At 66.3% G+C, this 21,234-nt stretch carries 16 protein-coding genes; 8 read left to right on the forward strand and 8 right to left on the reverse strand.

Annotated features, from left to right (window positions below; all coding sequences use genetic code 11):
- The first annotated feature begins 66 nt into the window (after positions 1–66).
- Entirely contained in the window at positions 67–1,941 is a 1,875-nt protein-coding gene (locus FBY21_RS00615; protein WP_142007932.1) for a SurA N-terminal domain-containing protein, read from the forward strand.
- 99 nt (positions 1,942–2,040) lie between these two features.
- Here FBY21_RS00615 and fabI read toward each other — a convergent pair whose 3' ends face one another.
- The 6 genes from fabI to FBY21_RS00645 are packed head-to-tail and all read right to left on the reverse strand — an operon-like array spanning position 2,041 to position 10,257.
- Positions 2,041–2,835 (reverse strand): enoyl-ACP reductase FabI, encoded by a 795-nt coding sequence (fabI, locus tag FBY21_RS00620; protein ID WP_142007933.1) that lies wholly within the window; start codon positions 2,833–2,835, stop codon positions 2,041–2,043.
- 12 nt (positions 2,836–2,847) lie between these two features.
- Positions 2,848–4,455, reverse strand: coding sequence for an ABC transporter ATP-binding protein (locus FBY21_RS00625; RefSeq protein WP_142007934.1), 1,608 nt, complete (start codon positions 4,453–4,455; stop codon positions 2,848–2,850).
- 1 nt (position 4,456) lies between these two features.
- The gene (locus FBY21_RS00630) at positions 4,457–5,476 is read right to left on the reverse strand and encodes an ABC transporter permease (RefSeq protein ID WP_044408315.1); all 1,020 of its coding nucleotides are present in this window, start codon (positions 5,474–5,476) and stop codon (positions 4,457–4,459) included.
- 1 nt (position 5,477) lies between these two features.
- Positions 5,478–6,563: a microcin C ABC transporter permease YejB gene (locus FBY21_RS00635; RefSeq protein ID WP_044408312.1), complete on the reverse strand. Its 1,086-nt coding sequence runs from the start codon at positions 6,561–6,563 to the stop codon at positions 5,478–5,480.
- A complete protein-coding gene (locus FBY21_RS00640; RefSeq protein WP_142007935.1) occupies positions 6,563–8,431 on the reverse strand; it encodes an extracellular solute-binding protein in 1,869 nt (622 codons plus the stop codon). Before FBY21_RS00640 ends, FBY21_RS00635 begins: the two co-directional genes overlap by 1 nt.
- Entirely contained in the window at positions 8,428–10,257 is a 1,830-nt protein-coding gene (locus FBY21_RS00645) for an extracellular solute-binding protein (RefSeq protein ID WP_142007936.1), read from the reverse strand. The genes FBY21_RS00640 and FBY21_RS00645 overlap by 4 nt, the downstream gene beginning before the upstream one ends.
- A gap of 228 nt (positions 10,258–10,485) precedes the next feature.
- Between FBY21_RS00645 and FBY21_RS00650 the strand changes: the two genes are divergently transcribed.
- Complete coding sequence (locus tag FBY21_RS00650; RefSeq protein ID WP_142007937.1) at positions 10,486–11,937, forward strand: HDOD domain-containing protein; 1,452 nt, start codon at positions 10,486–10,488, stop codon at positions 11,935–11,937.
- Here the strand turns inward: FBY21_RS00650 and FBY21_RS00655 are convergent.
- The gene (locus tag FBY21_RS00655) at positions 11,925–13,508 is read right to left on the reverse strand and encodes a lytic transglycosylase domain-containing protein (protein ID WP_142007938.1); all 1,584 of its coding nucleotides are present in this window, start codon (positions 13,506–13,508) and stop codon (positions 11,925–11,927) included. The genes FBY21_RS00650 and FBY21_RS00655 overlap by 13 nt on opposite strands.
- Before the next feature lie 100 nt (positions 13,509–13,608).
- The gene (gene gloB, locus FBY21_RS00660) at positions 13,609–14,388 is read right to left on the reverse strand and encodes a hydroxyacylglutathione hydrolase (protein WP_142007939.1); all 780 of its coding nucleotides are present in this window, start codon (positions 14,386–14,388) and stop codon (positions 13,609–13,611) included.
- A 128-nt stretch (positions 14,389–14,516) separates the two neighbouring features.
- Between gloB and FBY21_RS00665 the strand changes: the two genes are divergently transcribed.
- The 6 genes from FBY21_RS00665 (at position 14,517) to FBY21_RS00690 (ending at position 21,216) form a co-directional block, all read left to right on the forward strand.
- Complete coding sequence (locus FBY21_RS00665; RefSeq protein WP_044408297.1) at positions 14,517–15,281, forward strand: class I SAM-dependent methyltransferase; 765 nt, start codon at positions 14,517–14,519, stop codon at positions 15,279–15,281.
- Positions 15,282–15,299: 18 nt separating this feature from the next.
- The gene (rnhA, locus tag FBY21_RS00670) at positions 15,300–15,725 is read left to right on the forward strand and encodes a ribonuclease HI (protein WP_069560315.1); all 426 of its coding nucleotides are present in this window, start codon (positions 15,300–15,302) and stop codon (positions 15,723–15,725) included.
- A 58-nt stretch (positions 15,726–15,783) separates the two neighbouring features.
- Complete coding sequence (gene dnaQ / locus FBY21_RS00675) at positions 15,784–16,521, forward strand: DNA polymerase III subunit epsilon (protein WP_074968197.1); 738 nt, start codon at positions 15,784–15,786, stop codon at positions 16,519–16,521.
- Positions 16,522–16,645: 124 nt separating this feature from the next.
- The gene (locus FBY21_RS00680) at positions 16,646–18,901 is read left to right on the forward strand and encodes an Orn/Lys/Arg decarboxylase N-terminal domain-containing protein (protein WP_142007940.1); all 2,256 of its coding nucleotides are present in this window, start codon (positions 16,646–16,648) and stop codon (positions 18,899–18,901) included.
- A gap of 17 nt (positions 18,902–18,918) precedes the next feature.
- Positions 18,919–20,277, forward strand: a complete 1,359-nt coding sequence (locus FBY21_RS00685; protein ID WP_107329982.1) for an amino acid permease — start codon at positions 18,919–18,921, stop codon at positions 20,275–20,277.
- Between the two features lie 126 nt (positions 20,278–20,403).
- Positions 20,404–21,216, forward strand: a complete 813-nt coding sequence (locus FBY21_RS00690) for a crotonase/enoyl-CoA hydratase family protein (protein WP_142007941.1) — start codon at positions 20,404–20,406, stop codon at positions 21,214–21,216.
- Positions 21,217–21,234: the final 18 nt, after the last annotated feature.

A 21,234-nucleotide genomic window follows, 5' to 3' on the forward strand; every position in this document is an offset into this window, starting at 1 on the left:
CCGGACCCAATCTTCTACCCGCTCTGCACGGCTGTTTGAGTCAGTACAGTCGTTTCTGGGGGACCCATGCTGCAGAACATCAGGGACAATTCACAGGGGTGGATTGCCAAGACCATCATCGGCGTCATCATCGCTCTGCTGGCGCTGACCGGTTTCGATGCCATTTTCAATGCCACCAGCCATCGTCAGACGGCGGCCGAGGTGAATGGTGAGGAAATCTCCCAGAACCAGCTGTCGCAAGCCGTGGACATGCAGCGTCGCCAGTTGATGCAGCAGCTCGGCAAGGATTTCGATGCCTCCATGCTGGATGACAAGCTGCTGCGTGAAGCTGCGCTCAAGGGCCTGATCGACCGCAGCCTGCTGCTGCAGGGCACCAAGAGCGCGCATTTTGCGTTCTCCCAGCAGGCCATCGACCAACTGATCGTCCAGACGCCCGAGTTCCAGGACAACGGCAAGTTCAGTGCCGATCGCTTCGACATGGTCCTGCGCCAGATGGGTTACACCCGCCTGCAGTATCGCCAGGAGCTGGAGCGCGAGATGCTCATCGGTCAACTGCGTGCCGGTCTTGCCGGTAGCGGCTTCGTGACCGATGACGAGGTTCGTGCCTTTGCCCGTCTGGAGAAGCAGACCCGCGATTTCGCCACCCTGACCTTCAAGGCCGATCCCAAGGCCACCCAGGTCAGCGACGACGAGGTCAAGGCCTACTACGACGATCACAAGGCCCAGTTCATGAGCCCCGAGCAGGTCGTGCTGGAGTACGTCGAGCTGAAGAAGGATGCATTCTTCAGCCAGGTCTCCGTGAGCGACGACGAGCTCAAGGCCCAGTACGAGAAGGAAATCTCCAACCTGTCCGAGCAGCGTGATGCTGCTCATATCCTGGTGGAGGTCAACGACAAGCAGACCGAGGAACAGGCCAAGGCGAAGATCGACGAGATCAAGCAGCGCCTGGACAAGGGTGAAGACTTCGCCGCCCTGGCCAAAGAGTTCTCCCAGGACCCCGGTTCGGCCACCAACGGCGGTGATCTCGGCTTTGCCGGCCGTGGTGTCTACGAGCCCGCCTTCGAGGACGCCCTCTACGCCCTCAAGCAAGGTGAAGTCTCCGCTCCGGTGCGCACGCCCTACGGCCTCCACCTGATCAAGCTGCTGGCCGTGCAGGCGCCCGAGGTGCCCAGCTTCGCCAGCCTGAAGGACAAGATGGAGCGCGATCTCAAGGCGCAACGCGTCGAGCAGCGTTTCGTCGAGGCGACCAAGCAGTTGGAAGACTCCGCCTTCGAAGCGTCCGACCTGAGCCAGCCGGCCCAGGAACTGGGGCTCGAGGTGAAGACCAGCGCCCCGTTCGGTCGTGAAGGTGGCGAAGGCCTCGCGGCCAACCGTCAGGTGCTTCAGGCTGCTTTCAGCACCGAAGTGCTGGAAGACGGCGCCAACAGCTCGGCCATCGAGCTGGACCCGGAAACCGTCGTCGCCCTGCGCGTGAAGGAGCACAAGAAGCCCGAGCAGCTTGAGCTGGCTTCCGTGCAGGACAGCATTCGCCAGCACCTGCAGCAGGAGAAAGCCACCGAGGCCGTCAAGGCCAAGGGTGATGCCCTGCTGGCCAGCCTGCGTGAAGGCAAGACCCCGGTCGACCAGGCTCAGGACGGCCAGACCTGGAACGTGGTGGAAGCCGCGACCCGTGGCCAGGAGGGTGTCGATCCTTCCCTGCTGCAGGCCGTGTTCCGCATGCCCAAGCCGGCTGCCGCCGACAAGCCCAGCTTCACCTCCGTGGCGCTGAAGAACGGTGACTACGTGCTGGTACGCCTGAATGGTGTCAGCCAGCCCGACGAGACCCTATCCGAGCAGGACAAGGCCATGTACAGCCGCTTCCTGGCGTCCCGCAGTGGCCAGCAGGACTTCGCGGCATACCGTCGCCAGCTGGAAGCCGACGCGAAGATCGAGCGTTACTGATCCGCGTGGGCTGATGAAGAAACCGCCTTCGGGCGGTTTTTTCTTGCCCGCAGGAAATGAAAAGCCCGCACAAGGCGGGCTCGTTCGGGCAGTGAGGAGTCAGTCCTCCAGCGGCCCCATGGCGGTGGTGTTGAAGCCGCCGTCCACGTAGAGGGTCTCGCCGCTGATGCCTGAGGCCAGGTCCGAACAGAGGAAGGCCGCTGCATTGCCCACTTCCTCGATGGTCACGTTGCGTCGCAGGGGCGTCCGGCGCTCGCTTTCTGCCAGCATCTTGCGGAAATGCTTGATCCCCGAAGCCGCCAGGGTGCGAATCGGGCCGGCGGAGATGGCGTTCACCCGGGTGCCTTCAGGGCCCAGGCTGCCGGCCAGGTAGCGTACGCCGGCCTCAAGGCTCGCCTTGGCCATGCCCATCACGTTGTAGTTGGGCAGGGTGCGCTCGGCGCCGAGGTAGGAGAGGGTGAGCAGGCTGCCGTGGCGGCCTTTCATCAGCGTGCGGCCAGCCTTGGCCAGGGCAATGAAGCTGTAGGCGCTGATGTCGTGGGCGATGCGGAAGCCGTCGCGGGTGGTGACCTCGGTGAAGTCGCCATCCAGTTGGTCGCCGGGGGCGAAGCCCACGGAGTGAACGATCACATCGAGCCCATCCCAGCGTTGGCCCAGTGCCTCGAACACGGCGGCGATCTCCTCGTCGCGGGCGACGTCGCACGGGAAGCACAGATCCGGGCCGGAGCCCCACTCCTGGGCGAATTCCTCGACCCGGCTGCGCAGCTTGTCGTTCTGGTAGGTGAAGGCCAGCTCGGCGCCTTCCCGGTGCATGGCGGCGGCGATGCCCGAGGCGATGGACAGTTTGCTGGCCACCCCGACGATAAGGACGCGCTTGCCGGTGAGGAATCCCATGTGGCGGTTCTCCTAGTGAGCGGTAGACGGCGCCAGGAAGGCGGCTTCCAGCAGTTGCTGGGTGTAGCTGTGCTGGGGGGCGGAGAAGATGGCCTCTGCCGGCCCTTGCTCCACCACCTGGCCGTGTTTGACCACCATCAGGTGGTGGCTGAGGGCGCGCACCACGGCCAGGTCGTGGCTGATGAACAGGTAGGTCAGGTTGTACTTGGCCTGCAGGTTGCGCAGCAGGTCGACCACCTGGCGCTGCACGGTGCGGTCCAGCGCCGAGGTGGGTTCGTCCAGCAGGATCAGTGCGGGCTTGAGCACCAGGGCGCGGGCGATGGCGATGCGCTGGCGCTGGCCGCCGGAGAATTCATGGGGATAGCGGTGCCGGGTCTCGGGGTCGAGGCCCACCTCGCGCAGGGCTTCGATGATCGCTGCCTCCTGCTCCGCCTCACTGCCGATGCCGTGGATGCGCAGTCCCTCACCGACGATCTGGCCCACGCACATGCGCGGGCTGAGGCTGCCGAAGGGGTCCTGGAACACCACCTGCATCTGCCGGCGCAGTGGCCGCACCTCCTTCTGCGAGAGCCCTTCGAGCGCCTGCCCCTGGAAGCGGATCGCGCCCTGGCTGCCCAGCAGGCGGAGGATGGCCAGGCCCAGGGTCGACTTGCCGGAGCCGCTCTCGCCGACGATGCCCAGGGTCTGCCCCTGGCGCAGGGTGAAGCCGATGCCGTCCACCGCCTTCACATGGTCCACGGTCCGGCGCAACAGGCCCTTGCGGATCGGGAACCACACCTTGAGGTCGTCCACCTCCAGCATGGCCGGTCCTTCGCTGGCCGGCACGGGGCCGCCGCTGGGTTCGGCTGCCAGCAGCTCGCAGGTGTAGGGGTGCTGGGGGGCCTTGAACAGCGCCTGGCAGTCGGCCTGCTCGACGATGCGCCCGCGCTGCATCACGCACACCCGGTGGGCCACGCGGCGCACCAGGTTGAGGTCGTGACTGATGATCAGCATTGCCATGCCCAGGCGCGCCTGAAGGTCCTTGAGCAGGTCGAGGATCTTCAATTGCACGGTCACGTCGAGGGCGGTGGTGGGTTCGTCGGCAATCAGCAGTTCCGGCTCGTTGGCCAGGGCCATGGCGATCATCACCCGCTGGCGCTGCCCGCCTGACAGCTCGTGGGGGAGGGCACGCAGGCGCTTCGCCGGCTCGGGAATGCCCACCAGCTCCAGCAGCTCCAGGGTCCGTCGGGTGGCCGCCTTGCCGGTCAGGCCCTTGTGCAGGGCCAGCACCTCGTTGATCTGCTTCTCGATGCAGTGCAGCGGGTTCAGTGAGGTCATCGGCTCCTGGAACACCATGGCGATGCGGTTGCCACGGATGCCGCGCAGGCGCGCCTCCGGGAGCCGGAGCAGGTCGTCGCCGCCATAGCGGATATGCCCGCTCGGGTGGCTGGCCAGCGGGTAGGGGAGCAGGCGCAGGATGGAGTGCGCGGTCACCGACTTGCCGGAGCCACTCTCGCCCACCAGGGCCAGGGTTTCGCCCTTGCGGATGTCGAAGCTCACCCCTTCCACCACCGTCTGGGTCGTGTTGCCGGCACTGAAGGCGACGGAGAGGTCGCGGATTTCGATCAGGTTCTCGCTCATCTCACTTCCTCGGGTCGAAGGCATCGCGGGCGGCTTCGCCGATGAACACCAGCAGCGTCAGCATCAGGCCCAGCACGGCGAAGGCGCTGATGCCCAGCCAGGGCGCCTGCAGGTTGGACTTGCCCTGGGACACCAGCTCACCCAGGGACGGTGCGCCGGGGGGCAGGCCGAAGCCGAGGAAGTCCAGTGCCGTCAGGGTGCCGATGGCGCCGGTGAGGATGAAGGGCAGGAAGGTCATGGTGGAGACCATGGCGTTGGGCAGGATGTGGCGGAACATGATCGCGCCGTTCTGCATGCCCAGCGCCCGCGCAGCGCGCACGTATTCCAGGTTGCGGCCGCGCAGGAACTCGGCACGCACCACGTCCACCAGGCTCATCCAGGAGAACAGCAGCATGATGCCCAGCAGCCACCAGAAGTTCGGCTGCACGAAGCTGGCCAGGATGATCAGCAGGTAGAGCACCGGCAGCCCGGACCAGATCTCCAGGAAGCGCTGCCCGGCCAGGTCCACCCAGCCGCCGTAGAAGCCCTGCAGGGCGCCCGCGGTGACGCCGATCACCGCGCTCAGCAGGGTCAGGGTCAGGGCGAACAGCACCGAAACGCGGAAGCCGTAGATGACCCGGGCGAGCACGTCGCGGGCCTGGTCATCGGTGCCCAGCAGGTTGTCGGCGGACGGCGGCGCGGGAGCGGGAACCTTCAGGTCGTAGTTGATGGTGTCGTAGCTGAAGGGGATCGGCGGCCAGTACATCTCGCCGTCGCGCGCGGCGATCAGTTCCTTCATGTACGGGCTGCGGTAGTTGGCTTCCAGCGGGAATTCGCCGCCGAAGGTGGTTTCCGGGTAGCGCTTGAAGGCGGGGAAGTACCACTCCCCGTCGTAGCGGATGGCCAGGGGCTTGTCGTTGGCGATCAGCTCCGCGCCCAGGCTGAGGACGAACAGCGTGAGGAACAGCCAGAGGGACCACCAGCCACGTTTGTTGGCCTTGAAGCGCTCGAAGCGACGGCGGTTGATGGGCGATAGGCGCATGTCAGCCCTCCCGGCTTTCGAAGTCGATGCGCGGATCGACCAGGGTGTAGGTGACGTCGCCAATGAGCTTCACCAGGAGGCCCAGCAACGTGAAGATGAACAGCGTGCCGAACACCACCGGGTAGTCGCGGTTGACCGCCGACTCGAAGCTCAGCAGGCCCAGGCCGTCGAGGGAGAAGATCACCTCGATCAGCAGCGAGCCGGTGAAGAACATGCCGATGAAGGCCGCCGGGAAGCCGGCGATGATCAGCAGCATGGCGTTGCGGAACACATGGCCGTAGAGCACGCGGTTCTCCGAGAGGCCCTTGGCGCGCGCGGTGATCACGTACTGCTTGTTGATCTCGTCGAGGAAGCTGTTCTTGGTGAGGAAGGTGAGGGTGGCGAAGTTGCCGATCACCAGCGCCGTCACCGGTAAGGCCAGGTGCCAGAAGTAGTCGAGCACCTTGCCGCCCAGGCTCAGTTCGTCGAAGTGGTTGGAGGTCAGCCCGCGCAACGGGAACCAGTCGTAGTAGCTGCCACCGGCGAACAGCACGATCAGCAGGATGGCGAACAGGAAGGCGGGAATCGCGTAGCCGACGATGATCGCAGTGCTGGTCCAGACGTCGAACACGCTGCCGTGCCGCACAGCCTTGGCGATGCCCAGAGGCACCGAGACCAGGTACATGATCAGGGTGCTCCAGAGCCCGAGGGAGATGGACACCGGCATCTTCTCCAGGATCAGGTCGGTGACCTTGGCATCACGGAAGAAGCTGTTGCCGAAATCGAAATGCAGGTAGTTCTTCACCATCAGCCAGAAACGTTCCGGTGCCGGCTTGTCGAAGCCGTACATCTTCTCGATTTCCTTGATCAGCTCCGGGTCCAGGCCCTGGGCACCGCGGTAGTTGGAGCCGGCCACGGAGACCTCGCCGCCGCCTCCGGAGATGCGCCCGGTGGCGCCACCGGAGGCCGCGTCGAAGCCTTCCAGCTTGGCGATCATCTGCTCCACCGGTCCGCCGGGGGCGGCCTGGATGATGATGAAGTTGATCAGCAGGATGCCGAACAGGGTGGGGATGATCAGCAGCAGGCGCCGCAGGATGTAGGCGAGCATCAGCGGGCGTCCTGTTGCGGTTCGGTGGCCTGGGCTTCGGGCGTGTCCGTTGCCTCAGCGGCGGACGTGGCACCGGGCTTCTGCCACCAGGTGAACAGGCCGAGGTCGTACTGCGGCGTTGCGGCGGGGCGCTGGAGCTGGTCCCAGTAGGCGACGCGCCAGGTGTCGACGTAATAGTTGGGAATGGCGTAGTGCCCCCACAGCAGGACGCGGTCCAGCGCCCGCGCATGGTCGATCAGGCTTTGCCGGGAGTCGGCGCGGATCAGGCCTTCCACCAGGGTGTCCACGGCCGGGTCGCGCAGGCCGATGAAGTTGCGACTGCCCGGGCTCTCGGCGCTGCGGGAGTGCCAGAACTCCATCTGTTCGTTGCCCGGCGAGTTCGACTGGCCCCAGGTGGCGGGAATCATGTCGTAGTCCCGCGAGCGCAGGCGGGTCATGTACTGGGAGACATCGACACGGCGGATCACCAGTTCGATACCCAGCTCGGCCAGGTTGCGCTTGAACGGCAGGATCACCCGCTCCAGGTTGGCCTGGGCAATCATGATTTCGAAGCTCAGCGGCTTGCCGTCCGGCCCCACCATGCGGTCGTTCTCGATGCGGTAGCCGGCCTCGGTGAGCAGCTTGTAGGCGTGGCGCTTCTGGTCGCGGATGATGCCGCTGCCGTCGCTGACCGGTAGCTGGAAGGGCTGGGTGAAGACCTCGTCGGGGATCTTGCCGCGCAAGGGTTCGAGGATCTTCAGCTCGGCTTCGGTCGGCAGGCCGCTGGAGGCCATCTCGGAGTTTTCGAAATAGCTGCGGGTGCGCTTGTAGGCGCCGAAGAACAGCTGGCGGTTGGTCCACTCGAAGTCGAACAGCGAGGCGATGGCCTCGCGCACACGGCGATCCTGGAACACCGGCCGGCGGATGTTGAAGGCGAAGGCCTGCATGCCCACCGGGTTGTGGTTGGGGATGGCCGTCTGGGTGATGTGCCCCTTGCGCAAGGCCGGGCAGTCGTAGCCGGTGGCCCAGTCCTTGGCGGAGTACTCCAGGTTGAAGTCGAACTGCCCGGCCTTGAAGGCTTCCAGGGCGACGGACATGTCGCGGTAGTAGTCGACGCTGATGACGTCGAAGTTGTAATAGCCACGGACCACCGGCAGGTCCTTGCCCCACCAGTCCTTGACCCGCTCGAAACGGATCGAGCGCCCGGCTTCCACCTGGGCGATGCGGTAGGGGCCACTGCCCAGGGGCGGCTCCAGGGAGGCCTTGGCGAAGTCGCGGGTGCTCCACCAGTGCTTGGGCAGGACCTGGATCTGCCCGAGGATCAGCGGCAGCTCGCGGTTGCCCGGGTGCTTGAAGTCGAAGCGCACGCGCTGGGCGTCTTCGGCCACCACCTTGTCCACGTCGGAATAGTAGTGGCGGTACATCGGGTCGCCGTGCTGCAGCAGGGTCTGGAAGGTGAAGACCACGTCCTCACTGGTCACAGGAGTGCCGTCGTTGAAGCGGGCCTTGGGGTTGAGGTAGAAGCGCACGAAGCTGTTGGCCGGCGCTTTCTCGATCTTCTCCGCCAGCAGGCCGTACTCGGTGAATGGCTCGTCCGGGGAGTGGAAGGTCAGGGAGTCGTAGATCAGGCCCAACTGGCTGGCCGACGTGCCCTTGGGGATGAAGTCGTTGAGGCTGTCGAAGCCACCGTAGCTGGCCAGGCGCAGGGTGCCGCCCTTGGGGGCGTCCGGGTTGACCCACTCGAAGTGCTTGAAGCCCGCCGGGTACTTGGGGGCTTCGTCATACAGCGTGATGGCGTGCCGAGGCTCGCACTGGGCCAGGCCGGCGAGGCCGAGCAGCAGGGCGCCGCAGCCGGCCAGGCACCAGGTGCGCAGGGGGTTCGTGCTCATCGGGTGTTCTCCGTGGGCTTCTGCCACCACGCACGCAGGCCCAGGGTGTAGGGCGGCGTGGTGACGAAGGCGAACCGGTTGCGGTACGCCAGGCGATGGTAGTTGAGGTACCAGTTGGGAATGCTGTAGTGCTGCCACAGCAGCGTGCGGTCCAGTGCGCGGCCGGCGGCCACCTGCTCGTCGCGGGTGCGGGCGCCCAGCAGGCGCTCCAGCAGGGCGTCCACCACCGGATCGGCGACGCCGGCGTAGTTCTTGCTGCCCTTCACGCCGACCTGGCTGGAATGGAAGTACAGCGACTGTTCCAGTCCGGGGCTGAGGCTCTGGGGCAGGGTCATGAGGATCATGTCGTAGTCGAAGTGGTCCAGGCGCTGCTTGTACTGGGCGCGGTCGACGGTTCGCAGGGTGACGTCGATGCCGATGCCCGCCAGGTTCTCGGCATAGGGCTGGAGGATGCGCTCGAGGTTGGGGTTGACCAGCAGGATCTCGAAGCGCAGCGGCTCGCCGCGTGTGTTCAACAGGCGCTGGCCGGAGAGCTTCCAGCCGGCATCGCCCAGTAGACCCAGCGCCCGGCGCAGGGTTTCACGCGGGATGCCGCGCCCGTCGGTTGTCGGCACCTTGAACGGCTCGGTGAACAATTGGGCCGGCAGCTGCCCCCGATACGGCGAGAGCAGCAGCCATTCCTGTCCCTCGGGCTTGCCGGTGGCGGTGAATTCGCTGTTGGGGTAGTAGCTGGCGGCCCGCAGGTAGGCGTTGTTGAACAGGGCGCGGTTGGTCCATTCGAAGTCGAACATCAGCCCCATGGCCTCGCGCACGCGGCGGTCCTGGAACACCTTGTGGCGGGTGTTCATGAACAGGGCCTGGGTCTGGGTGGGGATCTGGTGCGGAATCTCGGCGCGGATCACATCGCCTCGGGCCACGGCCGGGAAGCGGTAGCTGTTGGCCCAGTTCTTCGCCTGGTGCTCGATGTAGAAGTCGAACTCGCCGGCCTTGAAGGCTTCGAAGGCGACGTTGGCGTCGCGGTAGAACTCCACTTCGACCCGGTCGAAGTTGTACTTGCCCCGGTTCACCGGCAGGTCCTTGCCCCACCAGTCCTTGACCCGTTCGAACACCAGTCCGCGTCCGGGGCGGACCTGGGTGATGCGGTAGGGGCCGCTGCCCAGCGGGGGCTCGAAGGTGGTGGCTTTGAAATCACGATCCTCCCAGTAGTGCTGCGGCAGTACCGGCAGCTCGCCGAGGCGCAGGATCAGCAGCGGGTTGCCGGCGCGCTTGAGGACGAAGCGGATGCGGTGGCGGTTGAGGATGTCGACCCGCTCCACCTCTTGCAGGCTGTTGCGGTACTGGGGGTGGCCGCTGCCGAGCAGCGTGCGGTAGGAGAAGGCCACGTCGTAGGCCGTGATCGGCTTGCCGTCGTGAAAGCGTGCTTCCGGGCGCAGGTTGAAGACCACCCAGCTGCGGTCCTCGCTGTACTCGACGCTGGAGGCGATCAGGCCATAGCTGGAGGCGGGCTCGTCCCCCGAAGGGTCATAGATGCCGGTGCCGACCATCAGCGGCTCGTTCAGCTCGGAGATGCCGTACTGCAGGAAGTTCGGCGTGGCCACCGGGCTGGTGCCCTTGAAGGTGTAGGGGTTGAGGGTGTCGAAGGTGCCGAATGCCATCAGCCGAAGGGTTCCGCCCTTGGGGGCGTCGGGGTTCACCCAGTCGAAATGGCTGAAATTGGCGGGGTATTTGAGGCCGCCGAACTGGGCATAGCCATGGCTCTCGCTGATTGTCGCGCTCGCGGCGGCGCTGGCGAACAGGCCGATCAGCAGGAGTATGAGGTGACGCATCAGGTGGGAATCCGGTCCGTGGTGCGCTGGGAAGGGGGCGTGTCGTGAGCCGTGCGGGGCATGAAAACCTCGGGCGGTATCAGCCGTCTCGCATCGCCGAAAGGGCTGCAGGACGGGCGTTCTGGCCGGTACAGTAACAGCTTGTATCCACTGGAAAAAGGTCCGTCCCGAGTGGGGCTGGCCAGCACTTTGACTACACTTTTCCAAAACGTGCGGGGGTTCCTCATCTTGGGTTTACGCAGCCATGGTTTGCAGTCATGGATCGACAGGCTCACTCAGGCGGATCTGCCTGCTCTCGCGGCGGTCGTGTTCGACCTCCACAGCCTCGCCCAGCGCGATCACGCGTCCGTCCAGCAACTGGCCGACGTGCTGTTGCGCGATGCCGCGCTGACCTCCAAGGTCCTTCGGGTTGGTAACAGTGCCTACTACAACCCCTCCCAGGAGCCGATTCGTACGATCTCCCGCGCCATCGTGCTGGTGGGATTCGAGAACGTTCGCCTCATCGGCCTGTCCCTCAGCCTGATCGACGGCCTGTTGACCCGTGCTCCTCGTGAGCAGTTGCAGGAGCTGCTGGCGCGCTCCTTCCATGCCGCCGTGCAGGCGCGCAACATCGCCGGCTACGTGATCAGCCGTGACCAGGAAGAGGTGTTCATCGCCGCGCTGCTCTATCGCCTTGGGGAGCTTGCGTTCTGGGGCTGCGCCGGAGACCAAGCCGACGAGCTGGCCCAGGCCCTTGCTCAGCCCGGTGCGGATGAGGAACAGACGGTGCGCGAGGTACTGGGTACCAGCTTCCGGCACCTCACTACCGGGCTGATCAAGAGCTGGAACCTGGGCGAGGTGGCTGCCTTGGCCCGCGGTGGCGGTGCCCAGGCCGATCCGGCCGTCAGGGCCGTAACGCTTGGGGTGCAGGTCAGCGAGGCGGCGCTGGAGGGCTGGGACTCGCCGCAGATGGCGACGCTGGTCCAGCAGATGGCGCAGTTCATCGGTGTGTCCCCGGAGGAGGCCATGCAGCAGGTGCTGGCCAGTGCCGACGAGTCGGTGAAGGTGGCGGCGACCTTCGGTGCCAGCCGCCTGTGCGCGCTCATCCCGCCCACCGACCCCGAGCAACTGCTGGTGCAGCAGGCCCAGCGCAAGGCACGCCAGCTCCAGCCCGACCTGCTGCTGATGCAACAGGCCCTGCAGGACCTGGGCATGATGGTGTCACGCCAGGCGGATGTCGGCCTGATTCTCGACACGCTGACGCGCGGCCTGCACCTTGGCGTGGGGTTGGAGCGTGTGATGGTGGCGGTGCTGGCCGACCGCCAGACCTGCTTCCGCGTCAAGCGGGTGGCCGGCGAGGGGACGGCGGACTGGCAGCAGGGCTTCGAGCTACCGGTCGAGCAGCCCGAGCAGCCCCACCTGTTCAGCTATGTACTGCGCAGCCGTGAGCCGTTGTGGATGGGCATTCCTGCCACGTGCACCCTGAACGACCTGATGACCCAGCCCATGCGCCGCTGGTTCGGCCAGGGAATGTTCTTCATCGCCCCGTTGTTCGCGGGGACACGCCCGATCGGGGTGATCTACGCCGATTGCCGGCCCTCGGGGCGTGCGCTGAAGCACGAGCAGTTCGTCGCCTTCCAGCGCTTCGCCCAGTTGTCCGGGCGATGCCTGGCGGCGATCGGCAAGCCTCAGGGGAGGTAGAGGGTCAGGGTCTGGCCCGGCTTGAGTGCGTGGCCGCTGCGGGGATTCCAGCGCTGGATATGCTTCATCTCCACATTGAAGCGCTTGGCGATGACGTACAGCGAATCCCCTTCCTTCACCTTGTAGTAGGTCACCGCATCGCGGCCGGCCTTGTCGGCCATCGCCACGGTGCGGGTGGTGGTGCGGGTGCTGCTGGCGCCCTGCAGGGCGAGGGTCTGGCCGACCTTCAGGTGGGTACCGTTCAGGCGGTTCCAGCGCTTGAGGTCATTCACATCGACGCCGGTCTGCTTGGCGATCTGCCAGAGGTTGTCGCCGCTGCGGACCTTGTAGGTACGCGCCTTGGCGGTCGGCTCGTTACGTGCCAGGTTCTGGAACACCGGCTGGGTCGGGGCGCGGCCGGCTTCCACCGGGATGCTGAGGCTCTGGCCCACCCGCAGGCGGTTCCCTGACAGGCCATTGATTTCCTTGATGCTGGCGACGCTCACCTGGTAGCGGTTGGCGATGGCCTGCAGGTTATCGCCGTTGCGCACCCGGTACTCCTGCCACTCCACCAGGTCCTGGGGGGCGAGGCTGGACAGGCTGGCTACCAGTTGCTCGGCCTTCTGGGTCGGCACCAGCAGTTGCTGCGGGCCGTCCATGGTGATGCGGCGCTTGAAGGCGGGGTTGAGCTGGTAGAGCTCGTCCGCGTCCAGGTCGGCCATCGCCGCCACGCGGGACAGGTCCATGCGCTGCTTGAGTTCCACCACCTCGAAATAGGGCTCGTTGGCCACGGGACTCAGGGCGATGCCGTAGGCGTCGGGGGCCAGGACCACTTGCGAGAGGGCCAGCAGCTTGGGCACGTAGTCGCGGGTTTCCTGGGGCAGCGGCAGGTTCCAGTAGTCGGTGGGCAGGCCCACTTTCTGGTTGCGCTCGATGGCGCGGCTCACCGTGCCTTCGCCAGCGTTGTAGGCGGCCAGGGCCAGCAGCCAGTCGCCGTTGAACATCTCGTGCAGGCGCCCGAGGTAATCGAGGGCGGCGTTGGTCGAGGCGGTGATGTCGCGACGGCCGTCGTACCAGTTGGTCTGGCGCAGGTTGAAGTGACGACCGGTGGAGGGAATGAACTGCCACAGGCCCACCGCGTCCGCACGGGAGTAGGCGAAGGGGTTGTAGGCGCTCTCGATGACCGGCAGCAGCGCCAACTCCAGCGGCATCTCGCGTTCTTCGAGGCGCTCGACGATGTAGTGGATGTAGGGGTTGCTGCGTTGCGAGGCCTTCTCGACGAAGGACGAGTTGCTGACGAACCAGAGGCGCTGCTGTTCGATTCGCGGGTTGACGCCGATCTCGTCCTGCAGGGCGAAGCCTTTGCGCATGCGCTCCCAGATGTCCTGCGGTTCCTGCTCGACCTGCACCTCTTCCTGCCACTGGGTCTGCTGGTGCAGCTTGGCCGCCAGCGCCTTCTCCTGGCTGTCGTCCTCGGGGCGATGACCCATGCTCTGGCAGCCGGTGAGGGCGGCGGCGGAGACCAGCAATACAGCCCTTATGGCTCTTGCCAATGCGTCTAGATCAAGGGTTTTCGGCGGCGTAGACGGCATTGGTCGCTGGGCTTTTCCGGGAAAAAAGGTCGGGCGATTCTAGGAACCGACCCGGGGGTGGTCAAGTTTTCACCAGCTCGAATGTGACCTGAAGGGCGTTTCAGAACGTGTCCTTCCAGCTCCTCAGGGTGGCGAACACCGCTGCCGGGGCGGTGTGGCGGCTGCCGCTCCGTTTGTCGGCTGCGGCGATCACCGAGGCTTCCCTGACCCGCAGGAACGGATTGGTCTCGCGTTCCAGCGCAATGCTGGAGGGCAGGCTGACGCCGTCTCCTTCGCGCAGGCGGCTTACCGCCTCGAAGCGTTGTTCGATCGCCGGATTGCCCGGCTCGACGGCGCAGGCGAAACGCAGGTTGCCGAGGGTGTATTCGTGGGTGCAGTAGACGCGGGTCGGGGCGGGGAGGGCGGCGAGGCGAGACAGGGCCGTGTGCATCTGTTCGGCGGTGCCCTCGAAGAGCCGACCGCAACCGGCAGCGAACAGGGTGTCGCCGCTGAACAGCACCGGTGCGGTGGCATCGTCGTGGAAGTAGGCGATATGGCCCAGGGTGTGGCCGGGGACGTGGAACACCTCGAACGTCAGGCCGAGCACCTCGATGCGCTCGCCGTCTTCCAGCGCCCGGTCCCGCGCCGGGATGGTCTCGTGGGCCGGCCCGTACACCGTGGCACCGGTGCGAGCCTTCAGCTCGGCCACCCCACCCACGTGGTCGCCGTGGTGGTGGGTGATCAGGATGTCGCTGAGGGTCCAGCCGGGGTGTGCCTCCAGCCAGGCCAGCACGGGGGCGGCGTCACCAGGGTCGACCACTGCACAGCGTCGTTCGGTCGCATCCTGCAACAGCCAGATATAGTTGTCGGAGAAGGCACGGATGGGGTCGATCTGTATCATGGGCCGCTCGCCTGTCTGTCAGCAAAAGCGCATCTTAGGGGCCGTGCCCCGGGGCGTCGAGCCGGTGTGGGCAGTGCCCGTCGTGCTGCCCGGATCGGCGGCCCCGTGTCCATCACCAGGAGGTTTCCGTGAACAGGCCACCCATCGCCCAGGCCGATCCCGCCTGGCTCGAGTTGATCGAGGACGCCCGCACCTGGTTCTCCGGCCCGCTGGGTGGGCTGATGCTGTTCGAGGAGCAGCGCCTGCTTGAGGACGAACTGGGGCGTTATTTCGGCGGCTACCTGGTTCACTACGGCCCCCGTGCCGAACTGCCGCCGGGTGCGCGGCAGATCCAGCGCAGCGTCCATCTCGGCGCACCGTTGCCGGGGGTGGAGATCGCCTGCGACGAGAACGCCTGGCCCCTCTCCGAACATGCCGCCGATGTCGTGGTGCTGCAGCATGGGCTGGATTTCAGCCTCTCGCCCCATGGCCTGCTGCGTGAGGCTGCGCGCAGTGTGCGCCCTGGCGGTCACCTGCTGATCGTCGGGGTCAACCCCTGGAGCGCCTGGGGCGTGCGTCATTACTTCGCCGGGGACGCCCTGGGCAAGGCCCGTTGCATCGCGCCGAGCCGGGTCGCCGACTGGCTCAACCTGCTGGGTTTCGCGCTGGAGAAACGCCGCTTCGGGTGCTATCGTCCGCCGCTCGCTTCACCGGCCTGGCAGTCGCGCCTGGCCTGGCTGGAGCGCTGGGGTGGCGCCGGGCAGTGGTTCGGTGCCGGCTTCTATCTGCTGGTGGCGCGCAAGCTGGTGGTCGGCCTGCGCCCGTTGCGCCAGAGTCGACGCGAGCCCATGGGCAAGCTGATTCCCATGCCGGTGGCGAAGGTCAGCCGGCGCGATTCGAAACACGAGGCATAAGTGACAGAACGGGTCGAGATGTACACCGACGGGGCCTGCAAGGGTAACCCCGGTCCCGGTGGCTGGGGCGTATTGCTCGTCTACAAGGGCGCCGAGAAGGAGCTCTGGGGAGGCGAGCACGACACCACCAACAACCGCATGGAGCTGATGGCCGCGATTGCCGGCCTGGTAGCGCTCAAGCGGCCGTGCCAGGTGCGTCTGGTCACCGACTCCGAATACGTGATGCGCGGCATCCAGGAGTGGCTTCCCAACTGGAAGAAGCGCGGCTGGAAGACCGCCGCCAAGCAACCGGTGAAGAACGCCGACCTGTGGCAGTTGCTGGACGAGCAGGTCAGCCGCCACCAGGTGGAATGGCAGTGGGTGCGCGGGCACACCGGCCATCCGGGCAACGAGCGCGCCGACCAGTTGGCGAACCGGGGTGTCAGCGAGCTGGGCCCCCGTTAGAATGCGCCATCGCAATACTGCCTCCTGATCCAGACCCTCCACCCCACGGGCATCGAACATGCGTTACGTAGTACTGGATACCGAAACCACCGGCATGCCGGTGACCGATGGCCACCGCATCATCGAGATCGGTTGCGTCGAGCTTGAAGGGCGCCGTCTCACCGGTCGCCACTTCCACCAATACCTGCAGCCCGACCGCGAAGTGGACGAAGGCGCTATCGCCGTCCACGGCATCACCAACGAGTTCCTGGTGGGCAAGCCGCGCTTCAAGGACGTCGCCGACGAATTCTTCGAATTCATCAAGGGCGCCGAGCTGATCATCCACAACGCGGCGTTCGACATCGGCTTCATCAACAACGAGTTCGCCCTGCTGGGGCAGAGCGACCGTTCCGACATCGCCGAGCATTGCGGCGTGATCGACACCCTGATGATGGCGCGCGAGCGCCATCCGGGTCAGCGCAACAACCTCGACGCCCTGTGCAAGCGCTACGACGTCGACAACTCCGGCCGTGACCTCCACGGCGCACTGCTCGACGCCGAGATCCTCGCCGACGTCTACCTGGCGATGACCGGCGGCCAGACCAACCTGTCCCTGGCGGGCGAGGGCGGTGACGAGGGTGGCCGGCCCCAGGCCTCGCCCATCCGCCGCATCCAGGGCCGTGTGCCCGGCCGCGTGCTGCGGGCCAGCGAAGCGGAACTGGCGGCCCATCTGGAACGGCTGGCAGTGATCGAGAAGGCCTCCGGCGGCCCGGCCCTGTGGGCCAAGCTGGAGGCACCGGCCACGCCCGAGGCGTGACCCGCGCCGATTTCACCGGCGCGACCTTTTCTTACAGGTGCTAGCGCCGGGGGTTACGCGACTCCCGGCGAGCTTCTACCCTGGCGTCCTGGGCGGGATGGACCCGCCGTACCGGGACGTCCTCATGTACAAAGACCTGAAGTTCCCCATCCTCATCGTCCACCGCGATATCAAGGCCGATACCGTCGCGGGGGAGCGCGTGCGCGGCATCGCCCACGAACTGGAGCGGGACGGTTTCGTCATCCTCTCCACCGCCAGTTCCGCCGAGGGGCGCATCGTCGCCTCCACCCACCATGGGCTGGCCTGCATCCTGGTGGCCGCGGAGGGCGCCGGGGAGAACCAGCGCCTGCTGCATGACGTGGTCGAACTGATCCGCGTCGCCCGGGTGCGAGCGCCGCAATTGCCGATCTTCGCCCTGGGTGAACAGGTCACCATCGAGAACGCCCCCGCCGAGGCGATGGCCGACCTCAACCAGCTGCGCGGCTTGCTGTACCTGTTCGAAGACACCGTGCCGTTCCTCGCGCGCCAGGTGGCACGGGCTGCGCGCACCTACCTGGAGGGGTTGCTGCCGCCGTTCTTCCGCGCGCTGGTGGAGCACACCGCACAGTCCAACTATTCCTGGCATACGCCCGGCCACGGCGGTGGCGTGGCCTACCGCAAGAGCCCGGTGGGGCAGGCCTTCCACCAGTTCTTCGGCGAGAACACCCTGCGTTCCGACCTCTCGGTGTCGGTGCCCGAGCTGGGCTCGCTGCTGGATCACACTGGGCCGCTGGCCGAGGCAGAGGCGCGGGCGGCGCGGAACTTCGGCGCGGACCACACCTTCTTCGTCATCAACGGCACCTCCACCGCCAACAAGATCGTCTGGCACTCCATGGTCGGCCGCGATGACCTGGTGCTGGTGGACCGCAACTGCCACAAGTCGATCCTCCACTCGATCATCATGACCGGCGCGATCCCGCTGTACCTGATGCCGGAGCGCAACGAGCTGGGCATCATCGGCCCGATCCCCCTGAGCGAATTCAGCCGCGAATCGATCCAGGCGAAGATCGACGCCAGTCCGCTGGCCCGCGGACGCGAGCCGAAGGTGCGCCTGGCGGTGGTGACCAACTCCACCTACGACGGGCTCTGCTACAACGCCGAGCTGATCAAGCAGACCCTGGGCGACAGCGTCGAGGTGCTGCACTTCGACGAGGCCTGGTACGCCTACGCGGCCTTCCACGAGTTCTACGCCGGCCGCTACGGCATGGGCACCGCGCGAGGGGCGGGCGGCCCGCTGGTGTTCACCACCCACTCCACCCACAAGCTGCTGGCGGCGTTCAGCCAGGCCTCGATGATCCACGTGCAGGACGGCGAGACCCGCCAGCTGGACCGTGATCGCTTCAACGAGGCGTTCATGATGCACATCTCCACCTCGCCCCAGTACGGGATCATCGCCTCGCTGGACGTGGCCTCCGCCATGATGGAAGGCCCCGCCGGGCGCTCGCTGATCCAGGAAACCTTCGACGAGGCCCTGAGCTTCCGCCGTGCCTTGGCCAACGTCGGGCAGAACCTGGCCGAGGACGACTGGTGGTTCAGCATCTGGCAGCCACCGAAGGTGGAAGGGCGCGACCAGGTCAGCACCCCCGATTGGCTGTTGCAGCCCCAGGCCGATTGGCACGGCTTCGGCGAGGTAGCCGACGACTACGTGTTGCTCGACCCGATCAAGGTCACCCTGGCGATGCCGGGCCTGACTGCCGACGGACGTTTGGGCGAACGCGGCATTCCGGCGGCGGTGGTCGGCAAGTTCCTCTGGGAGCGCGGGCTGGTGGTGGAGAAGACCGGCCTGTATTCCTTCCTGGTGCTGTTCTCCATGGGCATCACCAAGGGCAAGTGGAGCACGTTGCTCACCGAGTTGCTGGAGTTCAAGCGGCTCTACGACGCCAACGCGCCGCTGATCACCGCCTTGCCGTCCATCGCCCGTGCCGGCGGTGCCCGCTACCAGGGGCTCGGCCTGCGTGACCTGTGCGACGAACTCCACGGCTGCTACCGCGACAACGGCACCGCGCGGGCGATGCGGCGCATGTACACCACCCTGCCGGTGGCCGCCATGAAACCGGCGGACGCCTACGACAAGCTGGTGCGCGGCGACGTGGAGGCGGTGCCGCTGGATGCGCTGCAAGGGCGCATCGCGGCGGTGATGCTGGTGCCTTATCCGCCGGGCATCCCGCTGATCATGCCGGGGGAGCGCTTCACCGAAGAGACCCGCTCGATCATCGATTACCTGGCCTTCGCTCGGACATTCGACGAGTCCTTCCCCGGTTTCGACTCCGATGTGCACGGCCTGCAGCAGCAGGACACCCCGCAGGGCCGCTGCTATACCGTTGATTGCATCAAGGAGTGACTCGGCCTGGGGGCGCGATGAGCGACGAGCGAGCGGCGGTGCGCCGGGGCGGTGGCATGGGGTTCTGGACCTGCACCGCCCTGGTGGTGGGGAACATGATCGGGTCGGGCGTTTTCCTGCTGCCCTCCAGCCTGGCGGCCTATGGCGGGCTCAGCCTGTTCGGCTGGCTGATCTCCAGCACCGGCGCGGTCATCCTCGCGCTCACCTTCGCCCGGCTGGCGCGGCTCGCGCCCGGGGCGGGCGGCCCCTACGCCTACACCCGTGATGGCTTCGGTCCGTTCGCCGGCTACCTCTGCGCCTGGACCTACTGGAAGGCGGCCTGGATCGGCAACGCGGCCATCGCTGTGACGTTGGTGGGCTACCTGCAGGTGTTCTTCCCGGCCTTGCGCGACCCAGTGCTCACTGTGCTGGTGGCCATCGGTGCCATCTGGTTGTGCACCCTGATCAACCTGCGGGGCATCGGCGCCTTCGGCGTGGCGCAGAACATCCTCACCGCGCTGAAGCTGATCCCGCTGCTGCTGGTGGGCATTCTCGGCTGGTTCTCGTTCCACCCCGAGTATCTGCGCATCCCCGCACCCGAGGAGCTGCCGCCGGGAACCGGCGGCTACGCCAAGGCCATTGCCACCACGGCGGCGCTGACGCTGTGGTCCTTCATCGGCCTGGAGTCGGCCACCGTTCCGGCGGACGACGTCCGCGACCCGCGCCGCACCATTCCCCGTGCCACGGTGTTCGGCACCCTGGTGGCGGCGGCTGTGTACATCCTCTCCATCACCGCCGTGCAGGGCGTGTTGCCGCCCGAGGAGCTGGCACGCTCCAGTGCGCCTTTCGCCGATGCGGCGCGGGTGCTGGTGGGGGAGTGGGGGTACCACCTGGTCGCGGCCGGGGCGGTGATCGCCTGCCTGGGGGCGCTCAATGGCTGGGTGCTGTTGCAGGGGCAGATCCCCATGGCCACCGCCCGCGACGGGCTGCTGCCCCATTCGCTCGGGCAGACCAACCGCTGGGGCGCGCCGGCCAATGGGCTGCTGGTCTCGGCGGTGCTGGTGACCGCCCTGGTGTTCGTCGATGGCCAGGGCGAGCTGGTGGATGTGTTCAACGTGATCATCCTGCTCGGCACCATGACCGGCGTCGTGCCCTACGCCTTCTGCACCGCTGCGCTGCTGCAGTGGCTGGCAGTCAAGCCCGAGGCGTTCACCGAACGTGAGCGGGGCTGGGCGCTGCTGCTCGGCTCGCTGGGGTTCGTGTACGCCATCTGGGCGCTGTACGGCACCGGCGAGCAGGCGATCTTCTGGGGCTTCCTGGTGCTGATGGCGGGGATTCCGCTGTACAGCTGGCGGCAGTGGCGAAACCGCGTGGAAGGCGCGCGGGCGAGCGGTTGAAGGCCGATGGCGTGGCCTGCATCACAGTGGTCGTCTTCGACTTTCGGTGGCCGCTTGTTATAGTTGCCGGGTTTGGAATTCCGCACTTTTCATAGGCCAGCAGCAGAACTGGCGAGGATAATTTTCGTGCCCGACTACAAAGCCTTTCGCGTTGAGCTGACGGACAAGATCGCCCACGTGGAGATCAACCGCCCCGAGAAGATCAACGCGATGAACGCCGATTTCTGGGCCGAGATCGTCGAGATCTTCCGCTGGATCGATGAAACGGACGAGGTCCGGGTCGTCGTCCTCAGCGGTGCCGGCAAGCACTTCTCCTCCGGCATCGACCTGATGCTGCTGGCATCCGTCGGCGCCCAGCTGGGCAAGGACGTGGGCCGCAATGCCCTGGTGCTGCGGCGCAAGATCCTCGAACTGCAAGCCTCCTTCAATGCCGTCGACCTCTGCAGCAAGCCGGTGATCGCTGCGATCCAGGGCTATTGCCTGGGCGGGGCGATCGACCTGGTGTCCGCCTGCGACATGCGCTATTCCACCGTCGATGCCCAGTTCTCCATCAAGGAGATCGACATCGGCATGGCCGCCGATGTCGGCACCCTGCAGCGCCTGCCGCGCATCATCGGCGACGGCATGATGCGCGAACTGGCCTACACCGGCCGCACCGTAGACGGTGAGGAAGCGCGCAACATCGGCCTGGTCAATCGCACCTACGCCGACCGCGACGCACTGATGGAAGGCGTCTTCGCCCTGGCGCGGGACATCGCCGCCAAGTCGCCGGTGGCGATCCGCGGCACCAAGGAAATGATCCGCTACATGCGTGACCACCGCGTGGACGATGGCCTTGAGTACATCGCCACCTGGAACGCCGCCATGCTCCAGTCCAACGACCTGCGTGTGGCCATGGCCGCCCACATGAACAAACAGAAACCGGAATTCGCCGACTGATGCCGTACCAGTATTTCG

The organism is Pseudomonas sp. SLBN-26, from assembly GCF_006715895.1.
Taxonomy (GTDB): domain Bacteria; phylum Pseudomonadota; class Gammaproteobacteria; order Pseudomonadales; family Pseudomonadaceae; genus Metapseudomonas; species Metapseudomonas otitidis.